This is a genomic window from Butyrivibrio sp. M55 (genome assembly GCF_900116865.1).
Lineage (GTDB): Bacteria > Bacillota > Clostridia > Lachnospirales > Lachnospiraceae > Butyrivibrio.
Genome location: NZ_FPCD01000001.1, coordinates 336650 through 354876 on the forward strand (window position 1 = coordinate 336650; position 18227 = coordinate 354876).

An 18227-nucleotide genomic window follows, 5' to 3' on the forward strand; every position below is an offset into this window, starting at 1 on the left:
CTACATTCTCTCATCAAAATAGCTCTTATAGCCTTCTCCGAAAATCTCGCTAGCACTCGTAACGATCATGAATGCATTTGGATCTTCATCTCTGACAACATCTTCCGCCATAGGTGAAAGCCTTTTTTTAACTGCACACATAATAACTTTTTTCTTTTCTCCGCTATATGCTCCCTGTCCGAAAACGTGAGTCGCACCTATATCAAGTTCCTCCAGAAGTCTTGCCGTTATGGCATCCGGATTATCTGAAATAATATAGATAAGCTTTGCTCCGTCTCTTCCGTAAAGCACAATATCAAGAATAAAGGACGTGATCATTACAGAAAGGAAGGAGTACATAGCAGCGGCTACATCATTAAATACAATCGCCGCAACAAACAATACTCCGATATCTGTAAGAATATACAAAACGCCCGTTTTTACATGCGGATACTTAAGTCTGAGAATCTTTATAATTACATCTGTGCCTCCGCTTGTTGCATGGCATTTAAAAATAAGGCCTATTGCAATTGCAGTCAAAGCACTTCCGAATGTAACACCAAGAATCTTATCTCGGATTACATAATCAGAAAAAAACTTCGTGCAAAAATCGGTGAAGATCGAGATCATCGACGTTGCATAGATTGTTGAAATCGTAAACCTCATTCCAAATTTCCAAATAGCAAGAATAAGGATCGGAATATTCATCAGCCAGAACCAAAGACCTGTTCCGATTCCCACAACTCGGTTAAGAACAATGGCAAGTCCCGTAAGACCGCCCGGTGCTATATCGTTTGGATCGATAAGCATACTTGTTCCAACTCCGTAAAGCAAAGCCCCAAAGGTTATTATCAGATACTCAATGCACCTTCTTTTTGCACTAATTGTTTTACTCATTTCTTTATATATTTGTCCTTACAATTTTTGGTTTGAAGCCTTTCTCGGTAAGAGCATTAAGAATCTGCTCCTTATGCTCGCTTCCGAACGCTTCAAGTGTTATACGAAGCTCAACCGCAGCATTTCTGTTGATTGAAACAAACTGGTTGTGCTCGAGTTTGATAACGTTTCCGTTCACCTCAGCGATAATACCGGATACTCTTGAAAGCTCACCCGGCTTGTCGGGAAGAAGTACAGAAACGGTAAAGATTCTGTCTCTCATGATAAGACCCTGCTGTACGACTGAAGACATTGTGATAATGTCCATATTTCCGCCGGAAAGAACGCAGGCAATCTTCTTATCCTTACAATCAAGCTGCTTAAGCGCAGCAACAGACAAAAGTCCGGAGTTCTCAACAACCATCTTGTGATTCTCGACCATATCAAGGAAAGAAACAACAAGATCTTCATCGGGAACAGCGATGATATCATCGATATTCTTGGTAAGATAAGGGAATATCTTTTCTCCGGGTGTCTTAACAGCAGTACCGTCGGCAATTGTGTTTACACCGGGAAGTGTAACAACATGTCCTGCCTTTATCGATTCCTGCATACAATTTGCTCCCGCAGGCTCAACACCGATTACTTTAACCTTGGGATTAAGAAGCTTTGCAAGTGTTGAAACACCTGTCGCAAGTCCGCCTCCGCCGATGGGAACAAGAATATAATCTACTGTGGGAAGTTCTTTGATGATCTCCATTGCAATGGTTCCCTGACCTGTCGCAACATCAAGATCGTCAAACGGATGCACCATTGTGTATCCATGTTCTTCCGCGAGCTTACAAGCGTGCTCATAAGCTTCGTCATATACATTTCCATGAAGAACAACTTCAGCGCCAAGCGCCTTTGTTCTGTTAACTTTGATAAGAGGAGTCGAAGTCGGCATCACAATAGTAGCTTTTACACCATAGCACTTTGCAGCATAAGCAACTCCCTGCGCATGATTTCCGGCAGAAGCCGTTATAAGTCCCTTCTTTCTCTCTTCATCAGAAAGCGTCGTGATCTTATAATAAGCACCTCTTACCTTATATGCTCCGGTTCTCTGGAGGTTTTCGGGTTTTAAATAAACCTTGTTGCCTGTACTGTTGCTCCAGTAATCACTGTAAATAAGCTTGGTTTCAAGTGTAACTTTTTTTACAGCGTCATAAGCTTCTTCAAATTTTTCAAGTGTCATTTTAGATTCTTCAGCCATTTCTTCTATCTCCCAACTTATATTTATGAAAATAATGCATCTACAAACTGATCGGAGTCAAATCTTTCCAAGTCGTCTATAGCTTCACCTACGCCGATATACTTGACCGGAATGTTAAGCTCTGAAACTATAGCAACAGCAATTCCTCCCTTTGCAGTGCCATCAAGCTTGGTAAGTATAATACCCGTAAGGTCTGCGGCTTCGCCGAATTCCCTTGCCTGCATTATAGCGTTCTGACCTGTGGTTCCGTCAAGAACAATAAAGTTCTCCCTGCAAACATCACCTAGTTCCTTATCAAGGATCCTGTTCATCTTGGACAATTCATCCATAAGATTCTTCTTATTGTGAAGTCTGCCGGCAGTATCAACTATCAGAATATCGCAATCCCTTGACTTAAAAGCGAAAGCGGCATCATAAATAACACTTCCCGGATCTCCGCCTTCTTTTCCGCAGATAATCGGAGTTCCGGCTCTGTCTGCCCACTCCTTCAACTGCTCTGTAGCGGCCGCCCTGTATGTATCAGCAGCTGCGATAAGAACTTTTTTGCCCTTATTCTTATAAATAGCCGCAAGTTTTCCTACAGATGTAGTCTTTCCGACACCGTTTACGCCGATAACAAAGATAACTGTCTTCTTATCTTCAAAATCATAGGCATCTTCGCCGGTTCTCATCTGTTCTCTGATATTTTCCACAAGAAGTTTCTTACACTCCGCAGGGTCTGAGACATGCTTTTCCTTGACCTGCTTGCGGAGGCTGTCAATGATCTTACTGGTTGCATCGATGCCGATGTCACCCATGATAAGCGTCTCTTCAAGCTCCTCGTAGAAGTCATCGTCTATATTTGAAAATCCGTTAAAGACATTGTCTATGCCCTTAGCGATATTTTCTCTTGTTTTGGACAATCCTTGCTGTAATTTTGCAAAAAAACCATTAGCCATCAGTTGCTGAGCTCCTTATCGATAAGATTTACGCTTACAAGTGTTGATACGCCTTTTTCCTGCATCGTAATACCGTAAAGTCTGTCGGCACTTTCCATTGTACCACGACGGTGCGTAATTACAATGAACTGTGTATTGGAAAGCTTGTGCAAATATTTTGCAAAACGTACAACGTTGTTTTCATCAAGTGCCGCTTCAATCTCATCAAGAAGACAGAATGGCGAAGGTTTGAGGTTCTGAATGGCAAAAAGAAGCGCAATAGCGGTAAGTGCTTTCTCTCCACCGGACATCTGCATCATATTTACAAGCTTCTTTCCGGGCGGCTGAGCATTGATCTTGATTCCCGCTTCAAGGATATCTTCATCCTCCGCAAGTTCAAGCGTTCCCTTTCCTCCACCGAACATTTCCTTAAATACCTGGTCGAACTCAGTATTTATGAGCTTAAACTGCTCCATAAACTGCTTTCTCATAGACTCATCAAGATCGTTGATGATCTCTTTGAGCTGTCTCTCAGCTTCGATAAGGTCATCGTGCTGAGTCTTCATAAATGTATATCTCTCCATGAGGTTCTTGTAGTCCTCAATGGCATTTACATTGACATCGCCAAGTTTTCTGATCGAATCCTTCAAAGAGTGTATCTCTCGTCTCATAGAAGGAACATCATTCATTTCCTCATCGCGAAGTTCTGCGGCATCAGACAATGTGATCTCATACTCATTCCACATGTAATTGATCTGTGACTCGATTGCCTCTTCGCATTTTTCCTTCTTGGAAGTAAGTCTTATAACTTCTTTATCAAGGTCGGACATCTGCTTATTCAGATCTTCCGTCTTTCCAAAGAACTCCTTCTGGGCCTCGGAAAGATTATTCTTAATCTCTTTCTTCTCTTCAAGTTCCTTGGTGGCATCCGACTGAACATCCAAAGATGCCTCGATCGTCAGCCTGATTTCTTCAATGTCTTTCTTATTCTGCTCAAGAAGTCTTGCGTTCTCATTCATCGATTCAATGATCTCAGCAAGAGCTTTCTCTTCGGTCTCGATATCTTCATTTACACGATCGACATTCTGCTGATAGAATTCCTGCTTCTGATGACTCTTCTCGTATTCGATCTCTTTTACGGAGACAGCGTCATTTTCACGTTCTTCAACAGCGTGCAGCTCTTCAAGCATAGCCTTGAACTTCTCAACCTGCTCGGTACAGATCTTCTCTGTATTCTCAGACTCTGTGAGAGCAGAGAGAGCTTCCTCTTTCTCAGCTTCAATCTCTGCAACCTTTGTCTCTATCTCATCGTTTTCAGCCTTAAGGTCGCTGTAGTTACCCTTTTGCTCTTCCTGTCTGGCTTCCTCGTTTTCAACGTTAAGTCTTGCCGTATTCTGAGCAATAAACTTACCCTGAAGTTCTGTGCGAAGTTCCTCGGAAAGAGTACGAAGTTCATTTCGCTTTTCCTTGGCCTCAGCGATCTCAGCCTGAAGTCTGTCGATCTGTTCCTTATAATTCTTAACATTAAGCTCCATATCGTCCATCTCACGACGTCTTCCAAGGAGATTACTGTTATTCTTAAAAGCACCACCACTGATAGCTCCGCCGGGAACAAGAAGTTCACCCTCGAGAGTTACCATTCTGACGGTATATCTGTATTTTCTGGCTATCTTTACGGCATTGTCGATATTATCAACTGCGACGATTCTTCCAAGCATAGCCTTTGCCACACTCTTGTACTTGGGATCAGTGTTTACAAGTTCATCCGCCATGCCAAGTACACCCTCTTCGTTAAGAGCTTCCTTAGCCTTTAATTCAGGGGGATTATCAAGAGATGTAAGAGGTAAAAATGTCGCTCTACCTGCCCTTGATTCCTTGAGGTACGCGATCATCTTCTTCGCGGTCTCTTCATCGTCGGTAACAATATTCTGAATATTACCTCCAAGAGCAACCTCAATAGCAGTCTCATATTTTGGTTCGGTTTTAATAATGTCGGCTACAACACCGATAATTCCGGGTACGGTGTCCTTCCTCTCCATTACCTTCTTAACGCTTCCGCCATATCCTTCATATCTCTCGGTAATATTGGCAAGAGCATCAAGTCTTGATTTTTCCTGCTGATAAAGTCCTTGAGTTTTTCTAAGCTCAGCATCCTTGCGGGACATTTCTTCTCTGATAGCCACGATTTCCTGATCCGTAGCTTTCTGTTTCTTGTTCATCTCAGAGATCTCAGCGGTTATCGCATCGAACTCATCCCTTAATTTCTTGATCGTTTCTTCCTGTCTGGATTCATCGGACTGCGCACGAACAAGCTTACCGGTAAGTTCAGCCTTTCTGATGTTCACCTGTTCCTTCATTGTATCAAGGGAACTAAGCTTGGACTTAATGGTAGCTCTTGTATTAAGGGTCTCTATGATAGTGCTCTTGCACTCTTCAATCTGTTCGTTGATCTCGCCGATCTGATTAAGGACTTTATCAAGCTCTTTTCTCGCTTCATCCTTACTTTCAAGGAGTCTTGCAACTTCTGCGTCAATCTCCTCTTTTTCCTGCAAATACTTCTCTTTTTCTTTATTCTTATCGGCAATCTTAGTCTGCTCATCATTAATTCTTGTCTTGAAATGAGCATCGTTTGAGGATGCGGAATTGATCTTCTCATTAAGGATTCCGATCTGACCCTCAAGCTTTTCTTTTTTAACAGAAGAATCCGTGATCTTTGCCCTTGCTTCGTCTATCTCCGCATCAATCTGTTCAAGCTTCTTCTGGATATTTTCATATTCTTCCTTGGCCTTCTCATAATTATTCTTTGACTCGCTCAAAGACTCCGTTGCTATAAGAAGGTTCTTTCCTGCTTCTTCAAGCTGTTCCTTCTGATTCTTATTCTCAACAAGGAACATATTCACATCGAGAGTCTTAAGTCTCTCTCTGTATTTCAAATACTCTTTGGCCTTCTCGGACTGTTTCTCCAAAGGCCCTGTCTGTTTCTCCAGCTCAGCGAGAATATCGCTTATTCTGGTAAGATTTATCTTTTCTTCAGCGAGCTTTTTAACCGCAGTTTCTTTTCTGGATTTAAACTTAACGATACCTGCAGCCTCGTCAAAAAGATTTCTTCTGTCCTCAGGCTTACTTGAGAGGATCTGATCGATCTGACCCTGTCCGATAATGGAATATCCCTCTTTACCGATACCGGTATCCATAAACAGCTCGTTTACGTCCTTAAGACGACATACAGAGCCGTTGATCATATATTCACTCTCTCCCGAACGGTATAAGCGTCTGGAAACAGTAACTTCATCATAATCTATTGCAAGTGAATGGTCGGAATTATCAAGTGTGATGGCAACAAAAGCATAGCCCAGCGGTTTTCTGAGCTCTGTTCCCGAGAAAATAACGTCCTGCATGGATCCGCCTCGGAGCTGCTTGATACGCTGCTCACCGAGAACCCACCTTACGGCGTCCGCGACATTACTCTTTCCTGAGCCGTTAGGTCCGACGATTCCGGTAATGCCGTTGTGAAAATCGAATTTTATTTTATTGGCAAATGATTTAAAACCATGAATCTCAATACTTTTTAAATACATTATTTCTTTTTGTTCAAAGTAAGAACCGCCTGATATGCCGCCTGTTGTTCAGCACTTTTCTTGGTTCTACCAGTCCCTTCTCCCATATTCTTATCTGCTACAAAAACACGAACCTTGAACATTTTATCATGTTCAGGGCCACTTTCGCCACAAGTTTCATATCTCACAGTGCCAAGCTTCTGACTCTGCACAAGCTCCTGCAAAGTAGACTTGTTGTCATTGTACATCTGATAGGATTCAGCATTGCTAAGAACATACTTATCAATGAACTTCTTTGACTCATCAAAACCGCCGTCCAGATAAAGAGCTCCGATAACAGCCTCCATAACATCGGCAATAATGGACTCCTTATTTCTTCCACCGGTCGCCTCTTCGCCTTTTCCAAACTGAATATAATTTTTAAGATCAATCTGAAGAGAATCATGATAAAGAGCAGGCTCGCAAACAAGTGCAGCCCTTATCTTAGACATCTCGCCCTCTTTCTTTTCCGGAAATGTCTTAAAAAGATATTCACTGGAGATCATCTCCAAAATGGCATCTCCCAAAAATTCAAGGCGTTCATAATCATGCTTCTTATTGATCTTGTGCTCATTCACATAAGAGCTGTGTGTAAGAGCCTCGATAATAAGAGCTTTGTTGTTGAATTTATAACCGATAGTCTGTTCCAGTCTGCTGATGTCATTTTCCGTTAACATAGTCACCTCGAAAAGTGTTTAGAATAAAATAGAAAAGAGGCAGTTATAATGCTGCCTCAGATAATACAAACAAAAATCAATTGAGAATTACTTAGTTTCTATTGCAGCCTTCAAAAGCTCAACAGCTTCCCCAACAGTTTTGATATTTTCAGTCTTCTCAGGCTCTATCTGAACATCAAATTCGTCCTCAAGGCCCATAATAATCTGAAAAAGATCGAGAGAATCAGCTCCGAGATCCTCTGTGAATGTTGTCTCCATCTTGATTTCCTCAGGATCAACATTGAGTACGCTGGCAATAACTTCTTTCATTTTCTCAAATTCCATAAAACTTTTCCTCCACTGCATGGCAGCTTTTTTATTTCTTTTTTAAGCGACTTCACAACAATCTAAGCAGAAAACATTATTCCTGTGAGATCTTAGCGCTGATCTTCTCGCTTATTTTTTGCTCTGTGAAAGTTACACACTGTAATATTGAATTCTTGATCTCAATATCACTTGAACTTCCGTGAGTCTTAACGACAAGCCCCTTTAATCCAAGCATGGGTGCTCCGCCGTGCTTCTCAAGGCTGTAATTGCCAAGAGTCTTCTTAAGGTCGTCTTTGATAAGAAGCGCTCCTATCTTGCTCTTAAGACTTGACATAAGTCCCTTCTTAATAACGTTGACGAGAGATTTTGCAACACCCTCGTACATCTTAAGAATAACATTTCCTGTAAAAGCTTCGCAGACAATAATATCGGCATAGCCCGCAGGAATGTCCCTTGCCTCGATACTTCCGATAAAGTTGATATCGGGACAGTTTTTCAAAAGAGGGAATGTCTCCTTAACAAGCGCATTTCCCTTCTCCTCTTCAGCTCCGATATTGACAATCGCAACCGTGGGATTCTTGATTCCCATGATGTTCTCCATATAAACGGTTCCCATCTTAGCAAACTGAACAAGATGATTTGCTCTTGCATCAACATTTGCTCCGCAATCGATCAAAAGAGAATTACCCTTCTCTGTAGGAATAAGAGGAGCAAGTGGTGCTCTGTCTACTCCCTTAAGTCTTCCGACAATTATCTGGCCGCCAACTAGTGTGGCTCCGGTGCTTCCCGCAGATACATAAGCATCCGCTTCACCGTGATTCACCATATACATAGCCTTAACTATTGATGAATCTTTTTTGGTCCTGATAGCCAAAACCGGCGGTTCCGCCATCTCTATGACTTCTGTTGCATCAACGATTTCAATTCTGTTTTTATCGTAGCTGTATGCAGAAAGTTCTTTCTCCAGAACCTCTTTCTTACCGACAAGAAACACTTTGAGAGCATTTGATTCGGCTACTGCCTCAACCGCTCCCTTGACCGTTGCAACAGGTGCATTGTCTCCACCCATAGCATCAACGGCAACACGTACAAGTTCCGACATATTCGGGACCTCCTATTAAATTGAACTTATTTTAATATACTAGAGTGAATGACAAAAATCAAGGCTTTCCGACATAGCCGGAAAGCCTTTAAATTCTGACTTTATGAGGTCATACCAAAAGTATATCAAGCCTCAGTCTCAACAATACTCTTCTTATTGTAGTAGCCACACTTCTTGCAAACCTGATGAGGCTGCATAAGAGCTCCACAATGACTGCACTTTACCAAAGTGGGAGCTGTCATTTTCCAGTTAGCTCTTCTCTGATCTCTATGGCCTTTTGATGACTTGTTCTTAGGGCAGATTGACATTTGAGTAACACCTCCTTACAGTAACCGTATAAGAAACTGCCTGTTTACAAAGGCAATTGTTTACGTTTATTCATTAGCATACCTATGTAGTATACTCATAGGTTTTTTATTTGTCAACAGTTTTTTATATGCTATCTATAGCAGTTTTGTGAGTATTTCTTCGGTGAAATTCCCACTGATTTTGTAAATGCCTTTAAGAAGTTGCTGTAATCCGAGAAACCGCACTCCTCGCAGACTTCGCTGACACCTTTCCCCTCCGCCAAAAGCGACTTTGCGATAGAAATCCTTCTGGCTGTCATATATTTGTTTATAGTTGTTCCCGTAGCAGATTTAAAAATTCTGCAGATATAGGACTCACTTATATAGAAATGCTTAGCAAGATCGCCTATGCTCACGGGATTCTGAATATTATTGTTAAGATACGAAAGAATTGCATCCACCTGCTCGTTATATGTGGCAATTTCCTCTTCCTGCTTATCGCTGTCTCTGTCGATAACAATCTTATTGATCATCAAAAAGAGCTCGACAAACGTTGATTTTTCAAGAAGATCGTGGCCATATCCATTGCTTGTAAGTATCTTATTTACGAAATAAAGAAATCTCTTCTGCTGTTCCTGATTGAGGCTGATCTTATGTGAAAATTCCTCTCCCTGATGCTCAAAACAAGCATTGAGGTTAGTTTCTTCACTCGAAACACTCTTCATAAACTCAGGATCTATCATTATAACAATTCTTTCATGAAGCTCTTTGTCTATCTGTGTAAGATAATGCGAATCATACTGGCTTATAAGGAAAATATCGCCCGGTGCAACATCGTAAAGCTTGTTATCTATAAGAAATTGCTTTCCACCCGAAATCGAATAATACAGTTCATAACAATCATGGATATGCATATCCATTGCCTTTTCATCCTTGTAAAGATGCGCGACGGAGAAGTATTTTTTCTCCATGCTTTCAGCCATAGCCTCTTTGCAAGAGTTTAGTTCTTTCATAGCAAGTTCCCTCTCATTTAGAAAATCTCCAAACGGGCGCTTCATAAACCTCATCAACCATTTCCATATTGATTCCCGGCCCGTATTTTTCATTCAAATAAACATATATATATCCGGCTTTTTCGCCCCCGCCGATAAAAAACACATCGTCTCTCTCAACAAGAGCTCTTGCAGGATTGGCAATTCCAACCAGATTGGCGTGATACAGTCCTATGGGTGAAGGCATTATCCAACCACCGAACTGACAAACATTGGCATAAAAATCGCGATATTTCGCATCAATATCAAAGATATTTTTCGCACCGCACAGATCGCTGTACAAAGTATCAACATCCGTGAGATAAAATCCCTCTCGCTCCGTTATCGCTTTTGCTTTGCCGTACATCCAGTCATCTTCAGGAATAACACGACAATGCTTTTGATTTACAAACGTATCGACTTTCCCCGCTCCAAAAATTATTGTAATAACAGCCGATAAACCGATTGCGCATATGCCAAGTGTTTTTTTCACTTTATCTGAGGTTACTTTGGCATAAATCTTATCAAAGCATCCCTCATATATTAAAAACATCAGTGTGAAGAATAAAGCTGAAACCCAAATGCCGCATTCTACCCTCCACATTATTCGTCTGAAACACGTCAAACCATAATACTCAGAAATCACAAAAAATGTCTGCAAAATTACGAAAAATTTGTATCTTTTCTCGAAAAAAATCAGCGCAAATACTACGATCAGCAAAAATGCAGCGGAATAAGCCCCGTGTTTCCAAGACTCTCCCATCTTTTCAAGTGAATCCGCAAGCACCCCGGCGTCCAGTTTAAAACCATCAACTCTGGTGTCCTTGCCAATCTCTTTCATCGTCTTAAGCCTGTCCAGAGTGAAATATTCGGTATCGTTCCAAAGCCACATATCCATCAGCTTAAAATCAATCTCGGTAAAGCCCGCGGCAAGATACTCATCTTTATTCCATGAAAAATTGAAATTTCCAAAGTCTCGTTTTTCCGACATTATATTGTTCCAGTCAGTGAAATATCTCCACTCCGGATTCATATAATATGCGTAAAAATTGGCCGCTAACATCAGCACAGAGACAATTATAGGCATAAGGAAAAAGATTGCAACCTTTTTTATCTTATTTTTAAGATCACCTTTGTAAAAGAGAAGCATGGCTAAAACAAACGGTGCGACCATGCCTACGCCTACCACTCTCGCGCCGACACCCATGGCAATTATCGCGGTTGCAATAACCATGAGGATCACTGACTTCTTTTCATAAAAAAGCTGTGCCAGAATAAGTGCTACGCCTGCAACTCCATATAAAGTCGAGCTCTGTGTAAATTGAATATTCGAGTAAAAATCATAAGCCAAAAGGAGATTAATAAGCACCGTAACAAGAATAGATGCTTTCATCGGAAGTCTGTCTGTGATAACGACACAGATAACGATAATGCTTAAAAGATTAAAAAACAGATAAAGCCAGAGATACCAGTTCACAAACGGTATCACGGCATACATGAATTTCAGAAAATATCCGATGACAATATTATTAAAAATAAGGTACTGTGAAGGACTGCCAAAAGCTCCGGCAGCTATCAGATTCATGATAGCGTCATCGCTTGTAACATATTTTAAACAGCCAAATACTATGCACAGGATAAAGTACAGTAAACTTATCCCGGACAGTACCGCCCATTTTTTTCTACTATACATAACCTCTCTCCATAAAATCGATCGCAGCGCCAAGTATAAAAAACAGAAAAAGCCGACTAAAAAGCCGGCTTTAAAAGTCATTTGCAAAGAGCGTATGTGTCGCGAGCGATCGCAAGCTCTTCATTTGTAGGAACAACCATAAGTGTTACCTTGCTATCAGGATTAGAAATAATCTCTTCCTTACCACGTACAGTATTAGCCTCTTCATTCAATGATGCGCCGATAAATCCGAGGCCGTCAATTATGATTTTACGAGTAAAGCCACTATTCTCGCCCACACCGGCTGTGAAGCAGATTGCATCAACTCCGCCCATAGCTGCAGTATAAGCGCCAATGTATTTTACAACTCTATAGGCGAATGTGTCAACTGCACGTTTAGCACCTTCATTTCCGCTTAAGTATCCGTCTTCAAGATCTCTGAAGTCAGATGAGAGCTCGTTTGAAAGGCCGAATACACCGGACTTCTTATTAAGAATATTGTTTACTTCCGCAACGGAAAGATTCTCTTTTTTCATAATAAATTCTACGACAGAAGGATCAATGTCACCTGTTCTGGTTCCCATGATAAGTCCCTCAAGAGGTGTAAGTCCCATTGAAGTGTCGATGCACTTACCGCCCTTTACGGCAGATACTGATGCACCGTTTCCAAGGTGACAAACGATAAGCTTAAGGTCCTTGATGTCCTTACCGAGGATCTCTGCAGCTCTCTTACTTACATAAGAATGGCTTGTTCCGTGGAATCCGTATCTTCTGATTCCGTACTTCTCGTAGTATGAATAATGAAGTCCGTAGAGATAAGCATTCTCAGGCATTGTCTGATGGAAAGCTGTATCGAATACCGCAACCATAGGTACGCCGGGCATTGCATTCATACAAGCCTTGATTCCGATAAGGTTTGCAGGATTATGCAAAGGAGCAAGGTCGCTCACATCCTCAATTGCCTTGATTACTTCATCATTTATTACTACAGATTCTGTAAACTTCTCTCCGCCGTGAACAATACGATGTCCTACAGCTCCGATCTCATCAAGTGAAGCAACAACACCATTCTCCTTATTGGTAAGAGCTTCGATCACAAGCTCGATTGCCTTGTTGTGATCGGGCATAGGAGTTTCAACAGTGATCTTATCCTTTCCTTCGGGAGTGTATACTATTCTGCTTCCGTCAATACCGATTCTCTCGCAGAGACCTTTGCAGATAACCTGCTCGCTCTCTGAATCGATAAGCTGAAATTTAAGTGAAGAGCTTCCACAGTTAATAACTAAAATTTTCATATCAAATTGCCTCTTTTCAAATGTAATATAATATATCATGATACTTATAATACTATTTCATAACAATAGAAAAAGTGTACAAAATTTTTAAATTTTTGAAAGCGTTTACAACAAGATGAAAACTGTAGGAATCATTGCTGAGTTTAATCCGTTCCATAACGGCCATAAATTTCTCATCGAAGAGAGCAAAAAAAGAACCGGTGCAGACTACTGTATAGTAGTTATGAGCGGTGATTTTGTGCAGCGCGGAGCACCCGCAATAACAGACAAATTCACAAGAGCCAAATCTGCCCTTGATTCAGGCGCTGACCTCGTTTTGGAACTTCCGTCCTACTACGCTTTGGGAAGTGCCGAGTACTTTGCATCAGGCGCCGTTTCACTTTTAAACAAATTAAATTTCGTGGATTATCTTTGCTTTGGAAGTGAATCGGAAAACATAGATTTATTGTTCAATATTGCAGACATTTTAAACGAGGAATCAGATTCATTTAAACGCAATATAAAAGAGAATGTAAAAAGCGGGAAAAGCTATGCCTCTTCCCGTGAAAGTGCAGTATTTTCGGAGCTTTGCGCGATTAATTCATCGATATGTGAATGTGACAAAGAAGCTGATATCAAAAAAGCGCTTACATTACCGAACAGCATTCTTGCAACCGAGTATCTGCGCGCATTAAGAAAAGCAAACAGCCATATCACACCCGTAATGATAAAAAGAATCGGCGAATCCTACCATTCAACAGATCTTACCGAATACTCTTCTGCAACCGCGATAAGAAACAGCATCAAAAAAACTTCGGACGGCAAGCTAACCCTCGAAGACTCTGTTAAAAATGCCATGCCCGAAACATCTTTTAAATTACTAAATGATAAGCTGCTCCGCGAAGAATTTGTAAAAGAAGACATCCTTGATAACCTTCTATATTACAAGCTCCTGCAGAACAAAGGCGATTTCACGGCTTTCCTTGATATAAACGAAAGCCTTTCAAATAAGATAGATAAAGCAACAGATAAATACAAGACTTTTGACGGATTCTGCAACATCCTTAAATCAAAAGACCTCTCCTACACCCGCATAAGCAGATGCCTTATGCATATCCTTCTTGATATCAAAGCCTGCAATATGCAAGAATACAAGGCCGACAACTTCACCTCATTTATCAGGATCCTCGGGCAAAAAAAGAGTTCTTTTCCCTTACTGGCTGAAATAGGCGAAGACTCTGAAATCCCCGTGATCAACAGACTAAAAGATGCCGAGAAGATACTTGATCCACTACCCTTGCAGCTTTTAAACGAGACCCTTGCTGCATCAAAAGTATATAATCTTTTATGTGGTCAAAAAAATGTCAGTGAATTCAGCCTTCCGCCGATCATACTCTAGGGAAAAAGCCTAAAAACGGCGTTTTTCGGATTGCAGATGCTATTTTATCGTGCTAACATATACATGTAGAATTTCATAGTTATATAGTTTTAATGTTTTTCATGCTTTTCTTTAAAAATATTTTTCAGACCGGCTTTGAGGAGATTTTTAATGGGACTTGTTACATTAACCAAAGGACAGATCGTGCATAAAGCGATGTCCGACACTGTAGGTACTTTAGAAATTCTTGTAAAAGGAAAAATCAGGGCAACCGATCAATTCACTTCATTTGTAATAAATGTTGGAGGAATCATCGGTCTTGTTGAATCCCCTTCAAAAGAATACCAATACACATACGAAGCTTTGGAAGACGCTTCCGTCTACACTTATCCTTACGAAGGCACAGATGATATTCTCGCAATGCTTAGATGCAACGAAAAGATCACATCAGTTCTCGCCTCACAATCCGTTTTTATAACTCACGAACTATTTTCAGAATATGAAAGGCTTTTCGAATCGGCCCTTTTTGAATTCAAAAAAGTTAAATCGGACTACGCAGACTATCCCGAACTTTGCATAAGGGCAGGCGAAGTCCCGACAAAATTCGAAATGCTCGATCTCATAGTTCCTCCCGTAAAAAATAATATGCTTTCAAGTTGGGAATATGGCTATTACAAGAGTCTTAAGGAGCATGAAGCAGCTCTTGGAAAGTCCTATTACGCGCTTAGTCAGGACATAGCGATCGGAACGATCATGATCGCGGAAAAGAACCAGAAACTAATTTCCGTTTCAACCAAATTCCTTACCGCGTACAAGAAGCAGCTGAGCAGAAATACATCTGATTTCACCACCACCTTGAAGATGATACATGCAAAGATTGAAAACAACGAAAAAGCTACGGAAGGAAATGAAAACGATCCGGTAATCACCAACGCTCTCGCCGTTATTCTCACATACTCAGGCGTAGATTCGGAACTATCCGCCAAATTTCAGGATGAGATTGCCGCATTTAAAGCAAGCGAAACCCGCTATGATACAGCTGACGAAGCGCGTCTCCTTCGAAAAAACATCTCATCGTCTTTTTATAAAATATACAAAAAAGTATTCTTAAAGAGCCTGTCAGACAAAGACATACCGATAGAAGTCAAGATGTTCCTTATGTTTGGCTTTGTCGATGAAGAACTCGCAGGTGAAAAGAATACTTCCATCCTTTGTAACATCGCAAGATCCTATGTTCCCGATCCCGAAGGCAATATTCTCCTTCTATCGGAGTGGCTCAAAAAAGTCTACAAACTTCAGGCCGATCCTTCAAGAAACGAATTTGACCAGGACTGGGAAACATATCTTCGCGAGCAAAAGGCCACGGGCGTTCTTAAACAGGAACAGATCGACGCCATGATAAACAATCCCGATAGCCGACTCGACTTCGAGATTAACAATCTCTTTTCACTCGGAAACAGGATGACGTTCGGCAGAATCTCCGTATTCGTTCCCGTGTTCGATTCAATGAACGTGCTAAAGCCGCTCAATCTCGCATATATGACTTCGTCAAAAATAAAGGAGCACATCTCTAAGATTAAAAGCATCGACTTTGGAGTATTCTGCAGGCAGGCCGTGTATTCCAACACCGACATCGGGATCACGCAGGTTTATTACGCTGAGGAAGTCGAGCCCTATATCATACTTATGCCAAATGCGGGTACCAGAGCCACTTTGTGGCAGGAAATCGAGGGTAAAAAAAGAAATACAAAAGGCAGAATGCTCATCTCAATCTTCAACCTTGAAAATACCGAAGACTGCATGATAAAGCTGCTTGGCGAGTTCAGATGGGAAATGTGCAAGACGGAACAAGGCGTACACTGGAACGATGTCACAGATCCTTCGTTAACTTCCATGTACTGCGACTATCTTCAGTTCTTTAAGAAAAACCAGACTCTTTCTTCCGAACAAAAAGATAAGCTTCGCCTTGATCTAAAAAAATATAACAATAATTACAAGAGCATTTTCATAAGCGACTACCTCGCATACCTGAAATTTGAGGCTACAGGGTCACTGAGACTAAACAAGGTCGCAAGAGAGATTCTGTTTAACTCATGTCCTTTTTCAAGACAATATCGCGAAGTGGTTTATGACAATCCGCAGTACAAGGAGCTCATAAATCATTACACTGCGCACAATGCCAATGTCTCAAAGCCTCTTCAGAACCTTGAATTCAGGCTAAAAAAAGAAGGTCTGGAAGTTCCTCATGAACTCACAGACCAAATTGAATATCTTGCCAAATAAATACAGCAATTACAATGTAACGCCGCGCTTCCATATTGCCATATCATGGAAGCCGGCTATTTCACTTTTAAGTTTCTCGCCGGATGCCGCATTGAGTATCATATCAAAGAGCTCCTCGGCAAGCTCATCAAAGCTCTTTCCCTCAAGAACATCTCCCGCAGAATAATCTATCCAGTTATTCTTCTTGTCTCTGATCCTATTGTTACTTGAAATCTTAAGCGTAGGTACAGGGCATGCAAACGGAGTTCCTCTTCCTGTTGTAAAAAGAACTATCTGAGCGCCCGATGCTGCAAGTGCCGTAGCTGCGCAAAGATCGTTTCCTGGTGCACAAAGAAGGTTAAGCCCTGTGGTATCGGTGGTCTCACCGTAGTCAAGAACGTTCATAACAGGAAAACTTCCTGACTTCTGGGTACAGCCAAGTGATTTATCCTCGAGCGTCGTAATGCCGCCGGCCTTATTTCCGGGCGAAGGATTCTCATATATAGGCTCTCCGAGCTTGGTAAAATACTCTTTGAAATTATTGATCATATCAACGGTGTCATGAAAAGTATTTTTATCCTTGCATCTGTTCATAAGGAGCGTCTCCGCACCGAACATCTCAGGTACTTCGGTAAGGATCGATGTTCCGCCGCGTTTTATTATCATATCAGAGATTCGTCCGACAAGAGGATTTGCCGTAATTCCCGAAAATCCATCGCTTCCCCCGCACTTAAGCCCGATAACAAGCTTTGACGCGCTAACTTTCTCTCTTCTGTCTCCGGCTGTCGCATCGATTATTTCCTGCAAAAGCCTGATACCGTCTTCCATCTCATCATCCGATTCCTGACAAACAAGGAACTTGATCCTGTTCTCGTCATAATCACCAAGATAAGGCTTTAATACATCTATATTGCTGTTCTCGCAGCCAAGGCCAACTACAAGCACACCTCCCGCGTTGGGGTGTCTTATAAGATCTGACAAGATAGTCCTTGTATACTCCTGATCGTCACCCGTCTGCGAACAGCCGTAATTATGCGTGAAAGCAACAACTTCGTCGATGCTTCCCTTTATCATATGATTTCCCTCTTTTGCCAAAGCTGTCGCAATGTTATTTACGCAGCCAACTGTAGGGATTATCCATATTTCGTTTCTGATTCCGACTCTTCCGTCGTCTCTTACATATCCGTGAAAAAAGCTCTTTTCTTTCCCCATCATCTTGAGCTTCTCAGATATATCCTCAGCGTCCGGCATATACTCATATTGAAGAATACCGTTAAGCTTAGTCTTTGTATTATGGGTATGAATCCATGTTCCGGGCTCAGCATTCTCCGTAACACGACCTATCGGAAAGCCGTATTTGATAACTTCCTGATCGTGTCCTATAGCTTTGACGGACATCTTGTGCCCCGAAGGAATGTCTTCTCTTGCCTTGATTACAGATCCGTCGGAAAGCGTGATCTCATCCCCCGCCTTTACAGGCTCAAGGCAAACAACAACATTGTCCTTCTCATTGATTTTAAGAATTTTATTCATTTACTACCTCTTTTTACCCTCATCCTGATGTAAGCATTTACAACCTCATCATATATTCAATATGACCACTCGTCAACGAATTTTT

14 protein-coding genes are annotated in these 18227 nt (G+C 41.4%); 2 read left to right on the top strand and 12 right to left on the bottom strand.

Annotated features, from left to right (window positions below; translation table 11 throughout):
• The 11 genes from BM398_RS01595 to BM398_RS01645 all read right to left on the bottom strand — a co-directional run bounded on the left by BM398_RS01595 (position 1) and on the right by BM398_RS01645 (position 12990).
• Positions 1 to 876, bottom strand: a complete 876-nt coding sequence (locus tag BM398_RS01595) for a YitT family protein (protein WP_092336127.1) — start codon at positions 874 to 876, stop codon at positions 1 to 3.
• A 4-nt stretch (positions 877 to 880) separates the two neighbouring features.
• Positions 881 to 2107, bottom strand: coding sequence for a threonine ammonia-lyase (gene ilvA / locus BM398_RS01600; protein ID WP_092336128.1), 1227 nt, complete (start codon positions 2105 to 2107; stop codon positions 881 to 883).
• A gap of 23 nt (positions 2108 to 2130) precedes the next feature.
• Positions 2131 to 3045, bottom strand: a complete 915-nt coding sequence (ftsY, locus tag BM398_RS01605; RefSeq protein WP_092336129.1) for a signal recognition particle-docking protein FtsY — start codon at positions 3043 to 3045, stop codon at positions 2131 to 2133.
• On the bottom strand, positions 3045 to 6602 hold the full coding sequence (gene smc / locus BM398_RS01610) for a chromosome segregation protein SMC (protein ID WP_092336130.1): 3558 nt from the start codon (positions 6600 to 6602) through the stop codon (positions 3045 to 3047). The genes ftsY and smc overlap by 1 nt, the downstream gene beginning before the upstream one ends.
• Positions 6602 to 7297 (bottom strand): ribonuclease III, encoded by a 696-nt coding sequence (gene rnc / locus BM398_RS01615; protein WP_026654970.1) that lies wholly within the window; start codon positions 7295 to 7297, stop codon positions 6602 to 6604. Before rnc ends, smc begins: the two co-directional genes overlap by 1 nt.
• Positions 7298 to 7384: 87 nt before the next feature.
• On the bottom strand, positions 7385 to 7621 hold the full coding sequence (gene acpP / locus BM398_RS01620; RefSeq protein WP_026654971.1) for an acyl carrier protein: 237 nt from the start codon (positions 7619 to 7621) through the stop codon (positions 7385 to 7387).
• 76 nt (positions 7622 to 7697) lie between these two features.
• Positions 7698 to 8705, bottom strand: a complete 1008-nt coding sequence (plsX, locus tag BM398_RS01625) for a phosphate acyltransferase PlsX (RefSeq protein WP_092336131.1) — start codon at positions 8703 to 8705, stop codon at positions 7698 to 7700.
• A 125-nt stretch (positions 8706 to 8830) separates the two neighbouring features.
• Complete coding sequence (gene rpmF / locus BM398_RS01630; protein ID WP_026512861.1) at positions 8831 to 9013, bottom strand: 50S ribosomal protein L32; 183 nt, start codon at positions 9011 to 9013, stop codon at positions 8831 to 8833.
• Between the two features lie 131 nt (positions 9014 to 9144).
• Entirely contained in the window at positions 9145 to 10005 is an 861-nt protein-coding gene (locus tag BM398_RS01635; protein WP_092336254.1) for a helix-turn-helix domain-containing protein, read from the bottom strand.
• Between the two features lie 13 nt (positions 10006 to 10018).
• Positions 10019 to 11716 (bottom strand): hypothetical protein, encoded by a 1698-nt coding sequence (locus tag BM398_RS01640; RefSeq protein ID WP_092336132.1) that lies wholly within the window; start codon positions 11714 to 11716, stop codon positions 10019 to 10021.
• Positions 11717 to 11793: 77 nt separating this feature from the next.
• Positions 11794 to 12990: an acetate/propionate family kinase gene (locus tag BM398_RS01645; RefSeq protein WP_092336133.1), complete on the bottom strand. Its 1197-nt coding sequence runs from the start codon at positions 12988 to 12990 to the stop codon at positions 11794 to 11796.
• 115 nt (positions 12991 to 13105) lie between these two features.
• On the opposite strand from BM398_RS01645, the gene BM398_RS01650 reads away from it, so the two are divergent.
• Together BM398_RS01650 and BM398_RS01655 are read left to right on the top strand one after the other, a co-directional pair.
• Positions 13106 to 14368: a nucleotidyltransferase gene (locus tag BM398_RS01650; RefSeq protein ID WP_092336134.1), complete on the top strand. Its 1263-nt coding sequence runs from the start codon at positions 13106 to 13108 to the stop codon at positions 14366 to 14368.
• 150 nt (positions 14369 to 14518) lie between these two features.
• Positions 14519 to 16630 carry a hypothetical protein gene (locus tag BM398_RS01655; RefSeq protein WP_092336135.1) on the top strand — a complete coding sequence of 704 codons (2112 nt, stop codon included), beginning with the start codon at positions 14519 to 14521 and terminating at the stop codon, positions 16628 to 16630.
• 9 nt (positions 16631 to 16639) lie between these two features.
• On the opposite strand, the gene BM398_RS01660 is transcribed toward BM398_RS01655, so the two are convergent.
• Positions 16640 to 18142: a UxaA family hydrolase gene (locus BM398_RS01660; RefSeq protein WP_092336136.1), complete on the bottom strand. Its 1503-nt coding sequence runs from the start codon at positions 18140 to 18142 to the stop codon at positions 16640 to 16642.
• Positions 18143 to 18227: the final 85 nt, after the last annotated feature.

What these genes read in the sequence shown, in the direction of transcription:
- BM398_RS01595 (WP_092336127.1), bottom strand. Translation starts at nt 876, where the DNA reads ATGAGTAAAACAATTAGTGCAAAAAGAAGGTGCATTGAGTATCTGATA.
- rpmF (WP_026512861.1), bottom strand. Translation starts at nt 9,013, where the DNA reads ATGTCAATCTGCCCTAAGAACAAGTCATCAAAAGGCCATAGAGATCAG.
- ilvA (WP_092336128.1), bottom strand. Translation starts at nt 2,107, where the DNA reads ATGGCTGAAGAATCTAAAATGACACTTGAAAAATTTGAAGAAGCTTAT.
- rnc (WP_026654970.1), bottom strand. Translation starts at nt 7,297, where the DNA reads ATGTTAACGGAAAATGACATCAGCAGACTGGAACAGACTATCGGTTAT.
- BM398_RS01645 (WP_092336133.1), bottom strand. Translation starts at nt 12,990, where the DNA reads ATGAAAATTTTAGTTATTAACTGTGGAAGCTCTTCACTTAAATTTCAG.
- BM398_RS01650 (WP_092336134.1), top strand. Translation starts at nt 13,106, where the DNA reads ATGAAAACTGTAGGAATCATTGCTGAGTTTAATCCGTTCCATAACGGC.
- BM398_RS01655 (WP_092336135.1), top strand. Translation starts at nt 14,519, where the DNA reads ATGGGACTTGTTACATTAACCAAAGGACAGATCGTGCATAAAGCGATG.
- BM398_RS01660 (WP_092336136.1), bottom strand. Translation starts at nt 18,142, where the DNA reads ATGAATAAAATTCTTAAAATCAATGAGAAGGACAATGTTGTTGTTTGC.
- plsX (WP_092336131.1), bottom strand. Translation starts at nt 8,705, where the DNA reads ATGTCGGAACTTGTACGTGTTGCCGTTGATGCTATGGGTGGAGACAAT.
- BM398_RS01640 (WP_092336132.1), bottom strand. Translation starts at nt 11,716, where the DNA reads ATGTATAGTAGAAAAAAATGGGCGGTACTGTCCGGGATAAGTTTACTG.
- acpP (WP_026654971.1), bottom strand. Translation starts at nt 7,621, where the DNA reads ATGGAATTTGAGAAAATGAAAGAAGTTATTGCCAGCGTACTCAATGTT.
- smc (WP_092336130.1), bottom strand. Translation starts at nt 6,602, where the DNA reads ATGTATTTAAAAAGTATTGAGATTCATGGTTTTAAATCATTTGCCAAT.
- ftsY (WP_092336129.1), bottom strand. Translation starts at nt 3,045, where the DNA reads ATGGCTAATGGTTTTTTTGCAAAATTACAGCAAGGATTGTCCAAAACA.
- BM398_RS01635 (WP_092336254.1), bottom strand. Translation starts at nt 10,005, where the DNA reads ATGAAAGAACTAAACTCTTGCAAAGAGGCTATGGCTGAAAGCATGGAG.